This is a genomic window from Verrucosispora sioxanthis (assembly GCF_010560025.1).
Taxonomy (GTDB): domain Bacteria; phylum Actinomycetota; class Actinomycetes; order Mycobacteriales; family Micromonosporaceae; genus Micromonospora; species Micromonospora palythoicola.
This window is the reverse complement of the sequence record NZ_SAIY01000009.1, coordinates 108,586-126,885: the sequence shown is the minus strand read 5'-3', so window position 1 is coordinate 126,885 and position 18,300 is coordinate 108,586. Positions and strand designations below refer to the sequence as shown.

The window sequence follows — 18,300 nt, the reverse complement described above, 5'->3', positions numbered from 1 at the left end:
CCGCTCCGTTGTGGGGAGGATTTCGCGCGACCCGGCACTCGTGCCGAGACGAAGGAGACCCCCGGTGCCCACCTCCACCGAGCCCGGCCGGCCAGATCCGGAGACGACCACGCTCGCCCGCGGCCCCGACGGCCGTCCGGTCTCCGACCGGGGCGACACCGTCTGCGTCATCGGTGCCGGTGCCAGCGGCCTGACCGCCGTGAAGAACCTCGCCGAACACGGTTTCGGGGTCGACTGCTACGAACGTGAGACCGGCGTCGGCGGCGCCTGGAACTGGCGGCACGACCGCAGCCCGGTGTACGCCAGCACCCACCTGATCTCGTCGCGGCCGTTCACCCAGTTCCCCGACTTCCCGATGCCCGACCACTGGCCGGACTACCCGCACCACGGTCAGTTGCTGTCCTACTTCGAGCGCTACGCCGACCACTTCGACCTGCGCCGGCACATCTGGTTCGGCACCGAGGTGGTGCGGGTCGAGCCGGTCGGCGACGACCGGTGGGACGTCACCACCCGCAGCACCGGCGGCTACGGTCCCGAGCGCACCTCCCGGTACGGCGCCGTGGTGATCGCCAACGGGCACAACTGGTCGCCGAAGCTGCCCCGCTACGAGGGGTTGGAGCAGTTCCGTGGCGAGGTCATGCACGCCTCGTCGTACAAGGACTCGGCGCAGTTGCGGGGCAAGCGGGTGCTGGTGGTGGGGGCCGGCAACACCGGCTGCGACATCGCCGTGGAGGCCGCCCAGCAGGCGTCACGGTGTTGGCACTCCACCCGTCGCGGCTACTGGTACGCCCCGAAGTACGTCTTCGGTCGCCCTGCCGACCAGGTCAACGACCTGCTGCTGGCGCTGCGGGTGCCGCTGCGGGTCCGGCAGTGGCTCTACCACCGGACGCTGCGACTGACCGTCGGCGACCTGACCCGCTTCGGCCTGCCGAAGCCGGACCACCGGGTGTACGAGACGCACCCGATCGCCAACAGCCTGCTCGTGTACCACGTGGGCCACGGCGCGATCACCCCGGTACCGGACATCGCGCGCTTCCACCCGCACTCGGTGGAGCTTGCCGACGGCCGGCAGATCGACCCGGAACTTGTCGTCTTCGCCACCGGCTACCTGCCCCGCTTCGAGTTCCTCGACGGCAAGCTGCTCGGCGACGACGAGGGGGTGGGCCGACCCCGGCTGTGGCTCAACGCCCTCGTACCGGACCATCCCACGCTCGCGGTGACCGGGCTGCTCCAGCCCGACTCGGGCATCTTCACCCTGGCCCACTGGCAGGCCGTGCTCTTCGCCCGGTTGCTGCGGTTGCGCGCCAGCCGTCCGGAGCGGGCCGCCGCCTTCGCGGCCCGGGTACGCGCCGGGGCGGGCGAACGCTACTCGGGACAGGTGAAGGATTCGACCCGGCACTGGTTCGAGGTCGGGCACGCCGACTACCTGCGCGCGCTGGAGCGCGCCCTACGCGAGCTGGAGAGCAAGTGACCGAGCGGGTGATGCGCGGCTGGGAGTGGGCGCGGCCGGTGCGCCCGGTCCGGCGTGAGGTGCTCAGCGCCGTCCCGGAGTTGGAGGAGGGACGACCACCGCTGCTGTTCGTGCCGGGCTTCGGCCATGGTGCCTGGGCGTACGCGGAGAACTGGCTCGGACATGTCGCCGCCCGCGGCTTCAGCGCTCACGCGATGAGCCTGCGCGGGCACGGCGGCAGCGCCCCGGCACCGGAGGCGACCCTGCGGGCGTACGCCCACGACGTGGTCCAGGTGGCGGCCGGCCTGCCGCGGCGGGCGGTGCTGGTGGGCACGGCGCCGGGGCCCTGGTGGTCGCGCACGCCATGGCCCGCTACCCGGCGAAGGCGGCGGTGCTGGTGGCGCCGGTCTTCGGCGGTTGGGCGACGCTCGGTACCGCGTTGCGCCGCAACCTGTTCGGCACCCTGCCGGCGGTCTTGGCGCCGGGCTGCGGCTCAACCGCAGGCAGCTGTTCAGCGCAGAACTGCCCGAGGCCGACGCTCGGCGGCACGCCGCGCGGCTGGGGCGGGCGGCCCGGCGGGCCCAGTGGCAGCTGTTGACCGGCGCCGATCCGGAGCCGGCGGTGGGCGATCCGCCGGTGCTGGTACTGGGTAGCCCGGACGACCGGGTGGTGCCGGCCGCGGCGCTGACCCGTGCCGCGCGGCGGTACGGTTCGGCTCCGCTGCTCTTTCCCGGCATGGGGCACGACCTGATGCTCGACGCCCGGTGGCGGGAGCCCATCGACGCGATCCTCGACTGGCTGATCAAGGAACCGGGCCGCGACGACCTCGGCTGAGCTCGTCGCGGGCGTGACCCGACGGCCGGTCTCAGCCGCCGAGGTGGGCGAGCATCGAACCACTCTGATCCAGCGTGGACAGATAGGAGCGGGCCCAGGCCCGGATGTCGTGTTCGTGCAGGTACGCGCGCATGGACCGCATCCGTTCCCGTACGTCGGCGGGGTCGGCCCGCACCGCCGCGAGCAGGCCCTGCTTGAGCCCCTCCAGGTCGTGCGGATTGACCAGGTACGCCTGCGGCAGCTCGGCGGCGGCCCCGGCGAACTCGCTGAGCAGCAGCGCGCCGGTGTCGTCGACCCGGGCGGCGACGTACTCCTTGGCGACCAGGTTCATGCCGTCGCGCAGCGGGGTCACCGCCATCACGTCGGCGACCCGGTAGAGCGCGGCCAGCTCGGCGCGGTCGAACGGCTGGGTGAGGTAGTGGATGGCGGGCTCACCGACCCGGCCGAACTCCCCGTTGATCCGCCCGACCTCCCGCTCCACCCGGTCCCGCAGGATCTGGTACTGGCTGACCCGCTCCCGGCTGGGCACCGCCACCTGCACCAGCACCGTGTCGCGGACCTTGACGTGCCCGCCGGCCAGCAGCTCGCTGTACGCCTTGAGTCGCTGCTCGATGCCCTTGGTGTAGTCCATCCGGTCGACGCTGAGGATCACCTGCTCGGGGCTGCCCAGGTCGTGGCGCAGTCGGCGAGCCCGGTCGGCCACGTCCGGGCGGTCGGCCAGCGCGGCCATCTCGACGGTGTCGATCGACACCGGGAACGCGCCGATGCGCACCACCCGGTCGTCGATCCCGATCCGTCGGTCGGTGGCCGGCAACCCCAGCACCTTCGTCACCAGCTGGGCGAAGTTGTGCGCCGCCTGGGCGCGCTGGAAGCCGACCAGGTCGGCGCCGAGCATCCCGCGCAGCAGCTCGGCCCGGCGGGGCAGCTGCATGAACAGCTCCGGCGGCGGGAAGGGCACGTGCAGGAAGAAGCCGATGCGCAGGTCGGGTCGCAGCGTGCGGAGCAGCCCCGGCACCAGTTGCAGGTGGTAGTCCTGCACCCAGACCACCGCGCCGGGCTCGGCGACCTGCGCGGTGGCCTCGGCGAACCGCTGGTTGACCCGAAGGTAGGCGTCCCACCAGCGCCGGTGGTGTTGCGGCTGCTCGACCGCGTCGTGGTAGATCGGCCAGAGGGTCGCGTTGGCGAAGCCCTCGTAGTGGTCGCGCAGGTCGTCGCCGCTGAGCGGCACGGAGTGCATCCGTACCCCGTCGATGTCGGGCAGGTCGGGCGCGGGACCGGTCCCGCCGGCCCAGCCGACCCAGGTCGCGGGGGTGTGGCGTAGCAGCGGGTGCAGCGCGCTGACCAGCCCACCGGGGCTGCGCCGCCACTCGCAGGCACCGTCGGGTGCCACGCTGTCGTCGATGGGTAGGCGGTTGGCCACCACCACGAGGGAACTCTGTCGCATCTCGGGCATTCCGATCAGCAGGGGAGTGACCGCCACGAGGGAGGAACAACCGGGCAGTCGGCGGGTGACGTGACGTACTGCGGTATTCCTACTGACAGTAAGTTACACCACTGTTACGCGCCTCGGCACGGGCGGCCGCCGTCCCGGTATCCGGACCGCTACCCTGCGCGCCGGCTCAGACGACGGCGCCGTCGTCCGGGTCACGGTCGTCGGCGTCACCGGGCCGCAGCCGCCACACCAGCGTGACGAAGCCGGCGAGAATGCCGGTGAAGCCGAGCAGGGTGACGATGCCCTGGTCGGCGGGGAGCAGATCGGGGAAGAGGAACAGCACGAAGCCGAGCAGCACGGCGAGGATGCCGGCCAGCGCGAACTTCGACACGCGGGGTAGCGGAGGTGGCGGCGGCGGCACGTACCGCTCGTCGTCGTCCGGGTCGTCGGGCAGTTCGGCGCCGAGGGTGTCCAGGCCGTCCAGCAGCGACGGGCCCTCACCGTCGCGGGGCCCACGCCCGACCGAGACTCCGGAGATGTCGGCGGCGTACGGCAGCCGGCGTACGTCGGTGGCGGTCGGGCCGGGCTCCTCGGTGCCCGGCCGGGTGGCGGTGGCCGTGCCACCCCGCCCGGCGGGGTCGTCCACGTTCTCGGCGGCCGGCCACGGGTGGTCACCGGTGTCCGGCGGGGTGTGGAAGCCGGCGACGATGCGTTCCCACTCGGCGTCGATGTCCGGCTCGCCGCCGACGCGGGCGTCGCCGGTCTCGTCGGCGAGCTGGCTGAGGTAGTCCCGGGCGGTGCTCAGGTGCGAGCGATCCACGTAGAGCCGGTCCACCGGCCGGGACGGCACGGTGGTGGTGCGGGTGACCGGGTTCAGGTCGGCCGACGGTTGCAGGTAGGCGGCGATCCCGCCGGCGGCCAGCACGTCGAGCAGGTGCTCGCCGACGCGCGGATCGACATCACCGGCGATGGCGTACTCGCTCGCGTCGAGACCGTTGTCCCGCCGTCCCCGGCGGGCCCCACCCGCTGACACCGACCATCCTCCTCATCGCGCCACCGGCGCGCCCCGCGGCCCCTCGGCGCGCCCCCGCACGCCCCGTGCCCTGAATCGTGACACGTCGAGGGTGGGTTCGGGGAGTGCCTTGTGGCGCGGCGTACGGCCGGACGCCGGCCAGGACGTCGGTCCGACACCGAACGTGACGGGCGGTTTCGAACCGAGCGTCCGTTGCCGCGGCCGGCCGGCGGTTCGTAGGCTCGTGCCACGATCACCCGGTCCGGCGCGGTCCGTGGTGACCACCACCTGCCGAAAGGACGCCGGTGCTCTACTGGCTGCTGAAGTACGTGCTGCTCGGCCCGCTGCTGCGGCTCATCTTCCGGCCGCGGGTGGAGGGTCTGCACCACGTACCGGCGACCGGTCCGGTCATCCTGGCCAGCAACCATCTCTCCTTCTCCGACTCGATCTTCACGCCGCTGATCGTGCCCCGGAAGGTCACCTTCGTGGCCAAGGCGGAGTACTTCACCGGCAAGGGAGTCAAGGGCTGGCTGACCAAGATGTTCTTCACCGGCACCGGCACCATCCCGGTGGACCGCTCCGGTGGCCGGGCCGCCCGCGCCGCGCTGGACACCCAGCTGACGGTGCTGCGCTCCGGTGGCATCGCCGGCATCTACCCGGAGGGCACCCGCTCGCCCGACGGTCGGCTCTACCGGGGCAAGACCGGGGTGGCCCGGCTGGCGCTGGAGAGCGGTGCGCCGGTGGTGCCGGTGGCGATGCTCAACCTGGACGAGATCCAGCCGCCGGGCCAGCTCATCCCGAACCTGGCCCGGGTCCGGATCCGTTTCGGACCGCCGCTGGACTTCTCCCGTTACGCCGGGCTGGCCGGTGACCGGTTCGTCGAGCGGGCGGTCACCGACGAGATCATGTACGAGTTGATGGAGCTCTCCGGCCGGGAGTACGTCGACGTCTACGCCCAGCAGCTCAAGGCCCAGCCCACCCCGACGACCGCGCCGGCCACCCCGGTCGCGGCCTGAGCCACCCGGCCTGCGCGGGTGACCGCGCGGCCCGCGCGCCGGTCAGGAGGCGAGGGTCCGGGCGGTGCCGGTGGGTGGATGGGCCAGGCGAGCAGGGCCCGAGCGGCGTTGCGGTGCGAAGGCGCAACTCGGTCAGGGCGCGCGCCGGCCGTCGCGTGGTCGCCGGCGGCCGCCAGTTCGCGTACCGCGAAGGTCAGCGCCAGCATCCGGTCGGTGACGTCGGGAATCCCGGCGTAGATCTCGGCGGCGGCGAGGTGCAGCTCGGCGGCGTGCCGGTGGTTGTCGTCGAACCCGGCCAGCGCCCCGGTCACGGTCCGCAGCGCCGCCTCCGACCAGGGCGCGTACGGTGGCCGACCCGGTCGAGCATGGCGCGCACCTGGGCGGCGGTTGCGTCCAGCCAGGCTGGCTGCCCAGCCGGCCGCCGCGATCCACTCGCCACTGGCCAGCGCCGGCACCGCCGTCCACGACCCGGCCAGCTCGTCGACGAGCGCGGCGGCCTCGTCGAGGCGACCCTGTACCGCCCGGCAACGCGCCCATCGCGAGCATCGTCCAGTGCAGCCGGTGGAAGCCACTGCGCCGCGCGGTGTCCAGCGCGGCGGCCACGCACCGTACCACGGCGGCACCCCCGTCCGGCGACCGTCGGCGGGCGGGCCCGGCGGCACCGGCTGGCCGCGCAGCACCAGCAGGCACGACCGCAGGCCGCGTACCTGCATGTCCCAGCCGCCGGTCGGGGTGTTCATGCAGGCGTCGGCGGCGGTGAGCAGCCGATCGAAGTCCCCCTCGAACCAGGCCCGCGTCGCCTCGCTCGAGTAGCTGGTGGTCAGGGTCTGCCCGCTGGCGGTGCGGGCCGGGGCGGCGGCCAGCAACGCGTCGGAGCGTACCCAGTCGCCCTCCTCGCAGACGGCGTAGGCGAGGTTCTGGGTGGCCCGGGGCAACGCGAGCAGCAGACCGGTCCGGCTGGACTCCACGATCGCGTACAGCTCGTCGAGCCCGGCCCGGTCGCCGGCCTGGTACCGGGCGGTGGCCGCGGTGATCCGGGCGTTGGTGCGGATCTCGGTCAGCCCGAGCCGTTCGCCGATCGCCGCGGCCGTGTCGGCCGCCGCCACCGCCGGATCACGTTCGTAGTTGAGCATGTGCAGCCGCCCCAGCTCGGCGAAGGCGTCGGCCTTCTGCGCGCTGTCCGGCAGCGGGTCGAACAGGCGTACCGCCCGGTCCAGGCAGGCCAGTGCCGCCGGGCGGTCGGCGCGGCCACGCCGCCTGGCCGAGCAGCGTCCAGGCCCGCGCCGCGCACGCCTCGTCGCCGCACGCGAGCAGCCGCTCGGCGAGCGCCTGCACCTGCTCCGGTCCACCGCCGGAGAGGAAGGCGTTGCCGTCGCGGTGGAACGCGATCTCGGTGCTCAACAGCTCCAGCTGCAGCCGGCCCACCGGATCGGAGTCGTCGGCCAGGCCGAGCGCCCGGGCCGCGTGGCCGGCGGCGGCGTCCAGCCCGTGCAGCGCGTACGCCCGGCGTGCCGCCTCCGGGCAAAGCGGCCCGGGCCGGCGCGGCGTAGCGGTTGGTCTCCATGCCGAGCGAGCGGGCGATCTCGTGCGCCGCCCAGCGGTGGTGCGCCAGCACCTCGGCCAGGTCGGTGTCCCGACTCTGCGACAGGGTGTCCAACCAGTCGGCGGTGCGATCGTGCCGGGCCACCCGCTCGGTCCGGGGCAGCCGCTGGTAGCACACGTCCCGGACCAGGACGTGTCGGAAGCGGTACTCCGGCTGGCCGGCCATCGTGGAGGTGGTCTGCTCGTGGACGAAGTCCCGCTGCTCCAGCCGACGCAGGGCACGCTCGACGGACTCGACCGGCTGACCGACGGCGGCGGCCACCGCGCCCGGCCAGAACTGCACCCCGACCACCGCGGCGGCCAGCAGCACCGCCCGGTCCTTGGCGTCGAGCAGGTCGACCCGGTTGGCGATGACCGCGTGCACACTCTCCGGCATCGGCAGGTCCAGGTGCTTCTCCAGCGACCAGCCACGGCCGGACTGCCGCAGCGCCCCCTGCTCGATCAGCATTCGGACGTACTCGTGGGCGTAGAGCGGATTGCCGCCGGCCACCTCGACCAGCGGGGTCAGCAGGTCGGCGGAGAACGCGGCCTGGCCGAACATGTGCGCGTACAGCGCGGCGATGCCGGTGTCCCGCAACGGTGGCAGGGCGATGGTGACCGAACCGGTGATGGTCCCCGCCCAGCTCGGATCCCGGTCGACAAGTTCCGGGCGGGCGGTGCACAGCAGCAGCAGCGGCACGTCCCGGGCCGCCGCGCCGAGCAACTCCACGAAGCGCAGCATCGGGTCGTCGGCCCAGTGCAGATCCTCGAAGACCAGCACGGTGGGGCGACGGGCCGCCAGGGCCAGCAGGAACCGCCGCCACGCCGATTCCGCCTCCTCGGCCGGCAGCGGGTTACCGGCCAGCCCGACCAGCGGACGCAGCGCGTCGGTGACCCGGCCCCGCTCGGCGACGCCGACCAGCTCGCCGACGGCGGCGGTGAGTCGTTGCGCGGCGCTGGCCGCCGGATCGGTGTCGAGGATGCCCGCCTCGGCCTTGACGATGTCGGCGAGCGCGGCGAACGTGACGTTCTCGCCGAACGGTGGACACCTGCCGATGCGCCAGGTCAGCGGCTCGTCCACCAGCCGACCGGTGTGCCGGTGCAACTCGCGGACCAGCCGGCTCTTGCCGATGCCGGCCCGACCGAAGACGGTCACCACCTGGGGTCGGCGGTCGCGCAGGCTGCGGTGCAGGGCGTTGACCAGCATGCCCAGCTCGTGCTCCCGGTCGATCAGGGGGGTGGTGTCCGGTTCCCGATCGGTGGGCTGCTGACGTACCGCGGACCGGGCCAGCCACACCTCGGTCGGTGCCGACCGACCGCGCAGGATGACCGGGGGTTGCTCGTCGTACCGGATGGTGTCCCGGGTCAGCGCGTGCGTGGCGCCGTCGACGAGCACCCCGCCCGACGGCGCCGCCGACTGCAGCCGGGAGGCGGTGTTGACCACGTCGCCGGCGACGATCGCCTGGCCACCGTCGCGGGCGGCGGCCACGTCGACGAGCGCCTCACCGGTCGCCACCCCGACCCGGAAGCGCAACCCGTCGGTGCCGGTCGGGGTGAAGCGGGTCAGCACCCGCTGCAACTCCAACCCGGCCCGCACACACCGCAACGCGTCGGTCTCGGTGGCCACCGGCGCACCGAACAGCGCCATCACCGCGTCGCCGATGTACTTCTCCACCACTCCGCCGTACTGGCCGACCACCCGGCGGGCGGCGGAGAAGAAGCCGGTCTGCATGCCCCGGACCAGCTCCGGGTCGGCCCGCTCGACGTACGGGGTGAAGTCGATCAGATCGACGAAGAGCACGCTGACCCGGCGGCGATCCTCCTGGTTCAGGGCGCCCGGTAGGTCGGTGCCGGCTCGGGGTGCGCCGCAGGAGGTGCAGAAGGCCACGTCCGGCGCGAGCGGGCGCAGGCAGTGCGGGCAGACGGCACCGAGTTCCGCGCCGCAGCCACCGCAGAAGCGGTCGCCCTCGGCGGCGGTACGTCCACAGCGGTCACACTGCGCGGCGATGACACCCTCCAGTGGCAGGCCCCCGACGCCCCGGGGCGCAGCATCGAGTATCGCCGCCGGACGCAGTGTCGGGTACCGGGCTGTTGGCTTGTGGACACTCAGCCGGGCAGCTCACCACGCTTCGGAACGGCTAGATTCAGGCAGCCGATTCGTTGACCGCTGATCAGGGGGACAGCTCCATGGTGTACGTGATGCTGATGAGTGACTGGACCGACGGGAACGGGGTCGCCCACTCCGCCGGAGACTCGGTGGACGTGGACGCCGCCACCCTCGCGCAGCTCCAGGCGCAGGGGATCGTCGGCGAGGTGCCCGGCGGTGGCAAGGACGGTACGGACTGGGTCGGACCGGGTGACACCGAATGGGTCGGGCCGGGCAGCACCAAGCCCTGACCACAACGAGTGCGGGCGGGGCCGGGACGATCGTCCCGGCCCCGCCTCGGTCTTCGCCGCGCTCGGTGCCGGGCCGCCGCTCAGCGCTCGTTCATGCCGGCGCGGCGGCGCAGCGCGGGCACGTCGGTGACCACGATCCGCCGGCCCTCGGTGCGCAGCCAACCCCGGCTGGCGAACGAACCGATCGCCTGGTTGACGCTCTGCCGGGACCCGCCGGCCATCTCGGCGAGCTGGCTCTGGTTCAGCTCGATGGTGATCATCGGGGCCTGGCTCTCGCCGGCGAGCCGGACCAGCGTCTTGGCCACCCGGCCGGGCAGGTCGAGGAAGACGTGGTCGGCGTTCTGCTCGGTCAACCGGCGGATCAACGCACCGAGGGACCGCATCACCGCGTCGAGGATGCGCGCGTTCGAGTGCACCAGCTCCATGAAGGCCGGCCGGGACAGCGCCAGCGCGGCGGTGTCCTCGATCGCCTCGGCCGAGGTCGAGCGGGTCGAGGCGTCCAGCAGGGAGACCTCGCCCAGCACGTCCGGCGGTCGCATCACGGTCAGGATCGCCCGCTCGCCGGTGGGCGCGGTCCGGAACACGGCCACCGCGCCCCGCCGCAGGATGATCAGCGATTCGCCCGGGTCGTTCTCCACGAACAGCAGCTGCCCCTTGCGGTAGGTGCGGGGTACCGCCGCGGCGACCACCCGCTGGCGCACCTCCGGCTCGAGCCCGGCGAACATGTCAACGCCGGTGAGCGCGTCGCCCGGCTCCGGCAGGCGCATCTCCACGGCCCCACCCCTCCCCGGTCAAGGACCCCAACTCGCTCACCGGGTGAGCCTGAAGGCCCTGACGAGGTGATCCGACACCCGTTCGGCGTCCGGCAGCGGTAACACATCAGATCATGACGGTCCGGTCGCGTGCTGTACACCCCTCAAATCACTTCCGTGACCGGTTCGAGCTGGGGCATGACCTCGGTGCGGGCGATGGAAGCGCTCCCGGTGTCGCCGACCCGATGGACGGGCCGCGGTGACCGTCGGCGAGGATGGTCCCGATGGCCTACCGCTACTTCTACGACTGCGAGTTCATCGAGGACGGCCGGACCGTCGAGCTTGTCTCGATCGGCGTCGTCGACGAGCACGGCCGCGAGTTCTACGCGGTCTCCACCGAGTTCGACGCGTCCCGCGCGGTGCCCTGGGTCCGTCGCAACGTCCTGGACAAGCTGCCCTCCCCGGCCGACCGGGCGTGGCGGTCCCGCGAACGCATCCGCGACGACCTGTACGAGTTCCTGGTCGAGCCGATCCGGGACCGGCCCGGCGAGGAGGTGGAACTGTGGGCCTGGTACGCGGCGTACGACCACGTGGCGTTGGCGCAGTTGTGGGGCGCGATGCCGGCGCTGCCCCGGGAGATCCCCCGGTACACCAAGGAGTTGCGGCAGTTGTGGGACGACCGGGGGCGGCCTCCGCTGCCGAACGCCGCGGCGGCCCGACACGACGCGCTTGTCGACGCCCGGCACAACCTGGCCCGGTGGCGGGCGATGACCGGTTCGTGAGATCCGGTCATTCGGTGGTTTGACCCGGGCCGTCCCGGGCACCGGGTTCGCCGAAGGGGCCGAGGCGAGGGAGTTGCCGGCGTGGGCAGGCGCAGGGGAGTACCGACGTGAGCGGCGGGGTGATCGGCGGCGGGCAGGCCCGGGCCCGGATCACCGAGCTGATCCGGGCCGCGCGGATCGGCATCATGACCACGATCTCCCTCGACGGGCGGCTGGTGGGCCGGCCGATGGTCCTGCAACGGGCGGAGTTCGACGGGCAGTTGTGGTTCTTCGCGTACGCCGGCTCGGCGACCGTCCGCCAGGTGCGGGTGAACCCGGAGGTCGAGCTGGGCCTGTACGACCCGCGGGCGCAGGTCTGGGCCTCGATCACCGGCAGTGCCCGGGACGACCACGACCAGGCCCGCGCCGAACGACTGTGGCACCCCGGACTGGCCCCCTGGTTCCCGGACGGTCCGGCCACCGCCGGTCTCACGCTGGTCGGCGTGCACCCCACGGCCGCACGGTGCTGGGACGCCAGCGGTGAGCAGGTCGAGCTGATCGGCCCGGTGGGTGCCGCGCCGACCGGTGGGTCGCCGGCCGATCGCCGGGAGGACGGCTACTGACCGGTAGTGGGGCGCGGTGTGCGGCGTACCGGGCGGCGACTACAGTTCGTAGGGACGGCCCGCCCCGGGCCGGCAACGGTGCCGAGGTCCGCGCTGACACATATCCTGGGGCTTGATCGGGCTTGACCAGATGCTCCCCAGGAGGATGAGCAGATCATGCGTATCGGCGTGCTCACCGGCGGCGGCGACTGCCCGGGTCTCAACGCGGTCATCCGGGCGGTGGTCCGTAAGGGCGTCGCCAGCTACGGCCACGAGTTCGTGGGTTTCCAGGACGGTTGGAAGGGCCCACTGGAGGGGCTGTCCCGTCCGCTCGGCATCGCGGAGGTCCGCGGCATCCTGCCCCGTGGCGGCACGATCCTCGGCTCCTCCCGGACCAACCCCTTCAAGATCGAGAACGGCGTCGAGCGGATCAAGGACAACCTGGCCGCGCAGGGCGTCGACGCGCTCATCGCCATCGGCGGTGAGGACACCCTCGGCGTCGCCACCAAGCTCCACGAGCTGGGCGTCAACGTCATCGGCGTGCCGAAGACCATCGACAACGACCTCGGCGCGACCGACTACACGTTCGGGTTCGACACCGCCGTCAACATCGCCATGGAGGCGATCGACCGCCTGCACACCACCGCCGAGAGCCACCACCGCACCCTGGTGGTCGAGGTGATGGGCCGGCACGCCGGCTGGATCGCCCTGCACGCCGGCCTGGCCGGCGGCGCCAACGTGATCCTGCTCCCCGAGCGGAACTTCGACGTCGAGCAGGTCGCCGGCTACGTCGAGAAGCGCTTCCAGCACCAGTACGCCCCGATCGTCGTGGTCGCCGAGGGCGCCCAGCCGCTGGAGGGCCAGATGGTCCTGCAGAACCAGGAGCTGGACGCGTTCGGGCACGTGCGGCTCGGTGGCATCGGCCAGTGGCTGGCCGAGCAGCTGGAAGCCAAGACCGGCAAGGAGGCCCGCACCGTCGTGCTCGGCCACATCCAGCGCGGCGGCACCCCCACCGCGTTCGACCGGGTGCTCGCCACCCGGCTGGGCCTGCAGGCCATCGACGCCGCCCACGAGGGCGACTGGGGCAAGATGGTCGCGATGCAGAGCACGAACATCGTCCGCGTCCCGCTCGCCGACGCCACCGCCGAGTTGAAGACCGTGCCGCTGGAGCGGTACGCCGAGGCCGAGGTCTTCTTCGGTAGCTGATCGTCGCTCCGGCGTCGCGGTCCGGGCCTCGGGCCCGCCGCGACGCCGGCCCACGAAGGGGGTACGCCAGGTGTCAGCCGAGGTGCACACCGTCGCGGTGATCGGTGCGGGCAAGATCGGTGAGCTGGTGCTCTCCGGGCTGCTGCGGTCCGGCTGGCCGGCGGACCGGCTGCTGGCCACCGCCCGCCGCCCGGCCCGCGCCGAGGAACTGGCCGCCCGCTACGGCGTACGGGTGGTGGACAACCTCACCGCCGTGGACGAGGCCGAGGTGCTGGCCGTCGCGGTGAAACCGCAGGACGCCGCCGCGCTGCTGGACGAGATCGGCCCCAAGGTGCCAGCCGGCAAGCTGCTGGTCTCGCTCTGCGCCGGCCTGCCGAGCAGCTTCTTCAGCCGCCGGTTGCCCGAGGGCACCCCCGTGGTACGGGTGATGACCAACACCCCGGCGCTGGTGGACCAGGCGATGACCGCGATCTCGGCCGGCGCGCACGCCACCGGTGAGCACCTGGCGCTGGCCGAGGAGATGTTCAAGCCACTGGGCGCCACGATCCGGGTACCCGAGACCCAGCAGGACGCGGTGACCGCCCTGTCCGGTTCCGGCCCGGCCTACTTCTACCTGCTGGTCGAGGCGATGACCGACGCCGGCATCCTGCTCGGCCTGCCCCGCCAGGTGGCGCACGACCTGATCGTGCAGACCGCGATCGGCTCGGCGGTGATGCTGCGCGACTCCGGCGAGCACCCGGTCAAGCTGCGCGAGGCGGTCACCTCACCCGCCGGCACCACCATCTCGGCGATCCGCGAACTGGAGAACCACGGTGTCCGCGCCGCCCTGCTGGCCGCCCTGGAAGCCGCCCGCGACCGCGCCCGCGAACTGGCCACCCAAGCCGACTGACCAACCCTCTCTGGCGTTGATCATCAGGTTGGCGGCAGTAGTTGCGCTGGACTGCCGCCAACCTCATGATCAACCGGGTGGCGCATACTGGCGCGGTGTTCACTCTCGCCCAGGCCCGGCACCTGGTGGCAACCCTGCATCCCCGGATCGAGGAACTGATCCGGGTCCGGGCAGATCTGGCCGAGTTGCAGGCCGACCTGGCCGGCCACGGGCTCAGCGCGCTCGGTGGTCGGGCAGAGGTCAAGGGCCTGGAGGCCCGGCTGTACGCGGTCCTCGACGAGATTCAGCAGCACGGCATCGAGGTCAAGAGCGTGGCACCGGTGCTGCTCGACTTCCCAGGTGAGCGCGAGGGGCGACAGGTGCTCTGGTGCTGGCTGGAGGGGGACACCGACGTGCGCTGGTACCACCGCGCCGACTGCGGCTTCGCCGGCCGCCGCCCGATCTGACCCTGCCGTCGGCCGGTACCCGCAGCACTTGCCGTCGTGCCGACCCGATCGCTGCCGGGTACCTTCCACTCCGCCATGCGGGCCTGGCCCTCCTCGTCGACGATCCTCAGGCGTGCGGAGCCTCGGCCGGTAGCGGGCGGCAGGGGAGACGCCGGTCGGGGCCGAGACGCGAGGGCGGCTAGTCTCTGCCGGTGAGTGGAGTGCGGCGGGCGAGTGTGGACGACGCCCGGGAACTGGTCCGGCTGCGGGCGGTCATGTTGGGTGCGCTGGACGGCGCGCCGCCGGAGCCCGGCGAATGGCAGCACACCGCCCTGCGTACGCTCCGGCGGCAGCTGCCGGATCCGGAGGCCGACCTCGCCGCCTACGTGGTCGACGCGCCGGGCCGACCCGGGACGCTTGCCGCCTGTGCGGTCGGGGTGGTCGACCTGCGGCTCGGCGGGCCGGCGGATCCGAGCGGCCGGTCCGGGTACGTCTTCAACGTGGCGACCGATCCGGCGTACCGTCGTCGGGGTTTCTCGCGGGTCTGCCTGGGCGCGCTACTCGACTGGTTCGCCGAGCGCGGCGTACGCACGGTGGAGCTGAAGGCCAGCCCGGAGGGCGAGCCGCTCTACCGGGAGCTGGGCTTCCGTCCCACGTCGATGGTCGCGATGCGGCGGGACGGAGGAGTCTGATGTTCGCCACAGCGTTGGGTGAGGACGCCGAACTGCGGCCGCTGAACCCGTGGCACGCCGAGGAGTTCCTGGGCAATCTGGACCGGGCCCGGGAGCACATCGCGCCGTGGGTGTCGCCGTCCTTCGTGGCCACCGACCTCGACGGGGCGCGGCACGTGCTCCAGCGTTACGCCGACCGCTGGGCCCGCGACGACGGCGGCATCTGGGGTATCTGGTCGGGCGGCACCCTGGTCGGCGGGGTGCTGCTGGTGTCGCTCAACGCGGCGTCCGGGGTGTGCGAGGCGGGCTGCTGGCTGGAACCGGCCGCCGAGGGGCGAGGGCTGGTGACCCGGGCGGTGGAACGGCTCATCGACTGGGTGCTCGTCGAGCGCGGGCTGCACCGCGTCGAGTGGCGTACCAACGCCGGCAACGTGCGCAGCATCGCGGTGGCCCGTCGGTTGGGCATGCGCCGCGACGGTGTCCTGCGGGAGACGTTGCCGGGACCGCGGGGCCGCGTCGACCTGGAGATCTGGTCGGTGCTGGCACCCGAGTGGCGGGCCCGGCGCGCCGGCACCGGGTCGCACTGAGTCGAACGGCAGCTCGCCGGCAGGTGCCGGACCGCGGCCGGGCCAGCCGGCGTCCGCGAGCGCGGCGCGCAGCACGCCCACCGTCGCCATGCTGACCCCTCCACCGCGTTGACCCATCCCGAACCTACTCCGCCCCGCACTCTCCCCGCCCTCTTCGTCGATCATGCAGTTCGGGTCGGTCCATAAGGGTGCGAAAGCCCCGAAAGAACGACCACAACTGCATGATCGACGAGGCGGCAGCTGGTTACGCGGGGAGGTTCTTGTCGATGGTGGTGCGGAGGGTGGGGTCGTCGGGGGTGACGGTGGGGGCGAAGCGGGCGGCGACGGAGCCGTCGGGCGCGACGAGGAACTTCTCGAAGTTCCAGCGGACGTCACCGGCGTGCCCGTCGGCGTCGGCGGTGTCCACCAGGGCCGCGTACAGGGGGTGACGGTCGGGGCCGTTGACGTCGACCTTCTCCGTGATCGGGAACGTCACCCCGTAGTTGACCTGGCAGAACTCGCTGATCTCCGCCGCGTTGCCCGGTTCCTGGCCGGCGAACTGGTTGCACGGCACGCCGAGCACGGTCAGCCCGCGGTCGGCGTACTCGTCCTGCAGGGCCTGAAGGCCCGCGTACTGCGGGGTGAGGCCGCAGCGGGAGGCGACGTTGACGATCAGCAGGGCGCGTCCACGGTACTGGGCGAGGTCGGCCGGGCCGCCGGCGAGTGCGCCGATCGGAATGTCGAAGACGGTCATGCCCGGAGGCTACCGCCGCGCCGGTGCTCGCGGGCGCGGCGGGTGGGGTGAGGTTACCGAGTGGTATCCGACCCTCGGCCGGCGGTGACGTCGATCTGGCCGTCCGGGGCAATCGATACATGGCCATCTTGACGAAGTGGTGGCGTGTGAGTAGCGTCTCCTCATCCTTTTGGAAAGTTTCCTAACTGTTTGGAGACGCCACATGAAGAGATCGCTTCGCCGGGCCCTCTGGGTCGGCGCCGTGGTCGCGGTGACCGTCGCCACGGTCCCGATGGCCTCGGCGTTCGGCGCCGGAAGCGTGACCACCTCGTTCACCCGGGTGTCGGACTGGGGAACGGGGCACGAAACGCGGGTCACCATCACCAACGGGTCGAACGCCAGCGTCAGCACCTGGCGTATCGAGTTCGAGCTGCCCTCGGGCACCAGCATCAGCAGCTCCTGGGACGCCGACGTCACCCGCAACGGCAACCGCTATGTGGCGGTCAAGAAGAGCTGGGCCGGTGCGCTGGCCCCGGGCGCCTCCTTCAGCTGGGGTTACAACGGCACCGGCGCGTACCGGGCGCCGCTGAACTGCACGATCAACGGCGCGTCGTGCGGCGGCGGCAGCACGCCGCCGACCACCACCGCACCGCCCACCACGACCCCACCCACGACCACGCCGCCGACGACCGCCCCGCCGACCACCCCGCCCCCGACCACCACGCCGCCGAACCCGGGCGCGCAGAAGGTGGTCGGCTACTTCGCCCAGTGGGGCGTCTACGCCCGCAACTACCACGTGCGGAACATCCACACCAGCGGCTCGGCGTCGAAGCTGACCCACATCCTGTACGCCTTCGGCAACACCACCGGCGGCCGGTGCACCATCGGCGACAGCTACGCCGACTACGAGAAGGCGTACACCGCCGCGGACAGCGTGGACGGCGTCGCCGACACCTGGGACCAGCCGCTGCGCGGCAGCTTCAACCAGCTGCGCAAGCTCAAGAAGATGTACCCGCACCTCAAGGTGATCTGGTCGTTCGGTGGCTGGACCTGGTCCGGCGGCTTCACCCAGGCCGCGCAGAACCCGACCGCCTTCGCCGAGAGCTGCTACAACCTGGTCGAGGACCCGCGCTGGGCGGACGTCTTCGACGGCATCGACATCGACTGGGAGTACCCGAACGCCTGCGGTCTGACCTGTGACGCCAGCGGCCCGAACGCGTTCAAGAACGTGGCGAGCGCACTGCGTGCCCGGTTCGGCTCGAACAACCTGGTCACCGCCGCGATCACCGCCGACGGCAGCAACGGCGGCAAGATCGACGCGACCGACTACGCCGGTGCCGCCACCCACCTCAACTGGATCATGCCGATGACGTACGACTACTTCGGCGCCTTCGCCCCGCAGGGCCCCACCGCTCCGCACTCGCCGCTGTACTCGTACTCCGGCATTCCGCAGCAGGGCTTCTGGTCCGACGCGGCGATCCAGAAGCTCAAGAGCAAGGGCATCCCGGCCAACAAGCTGCTGCTCGGCATCGGCTTCTACGGCCGGGGCTGGACCGGGGTCACCCAGTCCACGCCGGGCGGCACCGCGACCGGGCCGGCGCCGGGCACCTACGAGCAGGGCATCGAGGACTACAAGGTGCTCAAGAACACCTGCCCGGCCACCGGCACCGTCGGCGGCACGGCGTACGCCAAGTGCGGCAGCAACTGGTGGAGCTACGACACCCCGTCGACCATCGGCGGCAAGATGACGTACGCCAGGAACCAGGGCCTCGGTGGCGCCTTCTTCTGGGAGCTCTCCGGTGACACCACCAACGGTGAGCTGATCAGCGCCATCAAGGGCGGCCTCGGCTGAGCCGACGGTCGACGCACCACCCACACGACGGGGAGGGGCCCCGCACCGGCCCCTCCCCGTCCGGCGTGTCCGGGGTCGATCCCGATGCCCGGACGGCGGTGTGACAGACTCGCCGCTCGAC

Annotated in this window: 17 protein-coding genes and 2 pseudogenes; 12 read left to right on the top strand and 7 right to left on the bottom strand. The window is 72.4% G+C overall.

Annotation, left to right across the window (positions count from 1 at the left end):
• Positions 1-64 precede the first annotated feature (64 nt).
• The gene (locus ENC19_RS23355) at positions 65-1,471 is read left to right on the top strand and encodes a flavin-containing monooxygenase (protein WP_164449229.1); all 1,407 of its coding nucleotides are present in this window, start codon (positions 65-67) and stop codon (positions 1,469-1,471) included.
• A gap of 11 nt (positions 1,472-1,482) precedes the next feature.
• Positions 1,483-2,284: pseudogene (locus tag ENC19_RS23350) on the top strand (alpha/beta hydrolase).
• 31 nt (positions 2,285-2,315) lie between these two features.
• Here ENC19_RS23350 and ENC19_RS23345 read toward each other — a convergent pair.
• On the bottom strand, positions 2,316-3,728 hold the full coding sequence (locus ENC19_RS23345) for an alpha,alpha-trehalose-phosphate synthase (UDP-forming) (RefSeq protein WP_164449228.1): 1,413 nt from the start codon (positions 3,726-3,728) through the stop codon (positions 2,316-2,318).
• A gap of 175 nt (positions 3,729-3,903) precedes the next feature.
• Positions 3,904-4,749, bottom strand: a complete 846-nt coding sequence (locus tag ENC19_RS23340; protein ID WP_164449227.1) for a DUF308 domain-containing protein — start codon at positions 4,747-4,749, stop codon at positions 3,904-3,906.
• Between the two features lie 284 nt (positions 4,750-5,033).
• Here ENC19_RS23340 and ENC19_RS23335 point away from each other — a divergent pair, with 284 nt between their 5' ends.
• A complete protein-coding gene (locus tag ENC19_RS23335) occupies positions 5,034-5,744 on the top strand; it encodes a lysophospholipid acyltransferase family protein (RefSeq protein ID WP_164449226.1) in 711 nt (236 codons plus the stop codon).
• Here the strand turns inward: ENC19_RS23335 and ENC19_RS30590 are convergent.
• The 3 genes and pseudogenes from ENC19_RS30590 to ENC19_RS31560 form a co-directional block, all read right to left on the bottom strand.
• Positions 5,678-6,877, bottom strand: coding sequence for a hypothetical protein (locus tag ENC19_RS30590; protein ID WP_235945046.1), 1,200 nt, complete (start codon positions 6,875-6,877; stop codon positions 5,678-5,680). The two genes, ENC19_RS23335 and ENC19_RS30590, sit on opposite strands and share 67 nt — an antisense overlap.
• Positions 6,802-9,213, bottom strand: a complete 2,412-nt coding sequence (locus tag ENC19_RS23330; RefSeq protein ID WP_328824356.1) for an ATP-binding protein — start codon at positions 9,211-9,213, stop codon at positions 6,802-6,804. The genes ENC19_RS30590 and ENC19_RS23330 overlap by 76 nt, the downstream gene beginning before the upstream one ends.
• A gap of 36 nt (positions 9,214-9,249) precedes the next feature.
• Positions 9,250-9,333 (bottom strand): annotated as a pseudogene (locus ENC19_RS31560) (zinc-ribbon domain-containing protein); the annotation flags it as partial.
• 197 nt (positions 9,334-9,530) lie between these two features.
• Between ENC19_RS31560 and ENC19_RS23320 the strand changes: the two are divergent.
• The gene (locus ENC19_RS23320) at positions 9,531-9,722 is read left to right on the top strand and encodes a hypothetical protein (RefSeq protein WP_235945045.1); all 192 of its coding nucleotides are present in this window, start codon (positions 9,531-9,533) and stop codon (positions 9,720-9,722) included.
• Between the two features lie 80 nt (positions 9,723-9,802).
• Here ENC19_RS23320 and ENC19_RS23315 read toward each other — a convergent pair whose 3' ends face one another.
• Positions 9,803-10,495 (bottom strand): Crp/Fnr family transcriptional regulator, encoded by a 693-nt coding sequence (locus ENC19_RS23315; protein WP_164449224.1) that lies wholly within the window; start codon positions 10,493-10,495, stop codon positions 9,803-9,805.
• 263 nt (positions 10,496-10,758) lie between these two features.
• Between ENC19_RS23315 and ENC19_RS23310 the strand changes: the two genes are divergently transcribed.
• The 7 genes from ENC19_RS23310 (at position 10,759) to ENC19_RS23280 (ending at position 15,615) form a co-directional block, all read left to right on the top strand.
• Complete coding sequence (locus ENC19_RS23310; RefSeq protein ID WP_164449223.1) at positions 10,759-11,256, top strand: polyadenylate-specific 3'-exoribonuclease AS; 498 nt, start codon at positions 10,759-10,761, stop codon at positions 11,254-11,256.
• A gap of 107 nt (positions 11,257-11,363) precedes the next feature.
• Positions 11,364-11,858 (top strand): pyridoxamine 5'-phosphate oxidase family protein, encoded by a 495-nt coding sequence (locus ENC19_RS23305; RefSeq protein WP_164449222.1) that lies wholly within the window; start codon positions 11,364-11,366, stop codon positions 11,856-11,858.
• 156 nt (positions 11,859-12,014) lie between these two features.
• Positions 12,015-13,043, top strand: coding sequence for a 6-phosphofructokinase (locus ENC19_RS23300; RefSeq protein WP_093401195.1), 1,029 nt, complete (start codon positions 12,015-12,017; stop codon positions 13,041-13,043).
• A 70-nt stretch (positions 13,044-13,113) separates the two neighbouring features.
• The gene (proC, locus tag ENC19_RS23295; protein ID WP_164449221.1) at positions 13,114-13,932 is read left to right on the top strand and encodes a pyrroline-5-carboxylate reductase; all 819 of its coding nucleotides are present in this window, start codon (positions 13,114-13,116) and stop codon (positions 13,930-13,932) included.
• A 77-nt stretch (positions 13,933-14,009) separates the two neighbouring features.
• Positions 14,010-14,378 (top strand): DUF2203 domain-containing protein, encoded by a 369-nt coding sequence (locus tag ENC19_RS23290; protein ID WP_328824355.1) that lies wholly within the window; start codon positions 14,010-14,012, stop codon positions 14,376-14,378.
• Between the two features lie 191 nt (positions 14,379-14,569).
• A complete protein-coding gene (locus tag ENC19_RS23285) occupies positions 14,570-15,049 on the top strand; it encodes a GNAT family N-acetyltransferase (protein ID WP_164449220.1) in 480 nt (159 codons plus the stop codon).
• Positions 15,049-15,615, top strand: a complete 567-nt coding sequence (locus ENC19_RS23280) for a GNAT family N-acetyltransferase (protein ID WP_164449219.1) — start codon at positions 15,049-15,051, stop codon at positions 15,613-15,615. The genes ENC19_RS23285 and ENC19_RS23280 overlap by 1 nt, the downstream gene beginning before the upstream one ends.
• Before the next feature lie 244 nt (positions 15,616-15,859).
• Here the strand turns inward: ENC19_RS23280 and ENC19_RS23275 are convergent, their stop codons facing one another.
• Complete coding sequence (locus tag ENC19_RS23275; protein WP_164449218.1) at positions 15,860-16,348, bottom strand: glutathione peroxidase; 489 nt, start codon at positions 16,346-16,348, stop codon at positions 15,860-15,862.
• Positions 16,349-16,550: 202 nt separating this feature from the next.
• On the opposite strand from ENC19_RS23275, the gene ENC19_RS23270 reads away from it, so the two are divergent.
• Positions 16,551-18,179, top strand: a complete 1,629-nt coding sequence (locus ENC19_RS23270) for a glycosyl hydrolase family 18 protein (RefSeq protein ID WP_164449217.1) — start codon at positions 16,551-16,553, stop codon at positions 18,177-18,179.
• Positions 18,180-18,300 lie beyond the last annotated feature (121 nt).

Excerpts from the sequence above, each read along its gene's own strand:
- ENC19_RS23275 (WP_164449218.1), bottom strand. The coding sequence starts at position 16,348 with ATGACCGTCTTCGACATTCCGATCGGCGCACTCGCCGGCGGCCCGGCC.
- ENC19_RS23320 (WP_235945045.1), top strand. The coding sequence starts at position 9,531 with ATGAGTGACTGGACCGACGGGAACGGGGTCGCCCACTCCGCCGGAGAC.
- ENC19_RS23310 (WP_164449223.1), top strand. The coding sequence starts at position 10,759 with ATGGCCTACCGCTACTTCTACGACTGCGAGTTCATCGAGGACGGCCGG.
- ENC19_RS30590 (WP_235945046.1), bottom strand. The coding sequence starts at position 6,877 with ATGCTCAACTACGAACGTGATCCGGCGGTGGCGGCGGCCGACACGGCC.
- ENC19_RS23300 (WP_093401195.1), top strand. The coding sequence starts at position 12,015 with ATGCGTATCGGCGTGCTCACCGGCGGCGGCGACTGCCCGGGTCTCAAC.
- ENC19_RS23270 (WP_164449217.1), top strand. The coding sequence starts at position 16,551 with ATGAAGAGATCGCTTCGCCGGGCCCTCTGGGTCGGCGCCGTGGTCGCG.
- ENC19_RS23280 (WP_164449219.1), top strand. The coding sequence starts at position 15,049 with ATGTTCGCCACAGCGTTGGGTGAGGACGCCGAACTGCGGCCGCTGAAC.
- ENC19_RS23345 (WP_164449228.1), bottom strand. The coding sequence starts at position 3,728 with ATGCGACAGAGTTCCCTCGTGGTGGTGGCCAACCGCCTACCCATCGAC.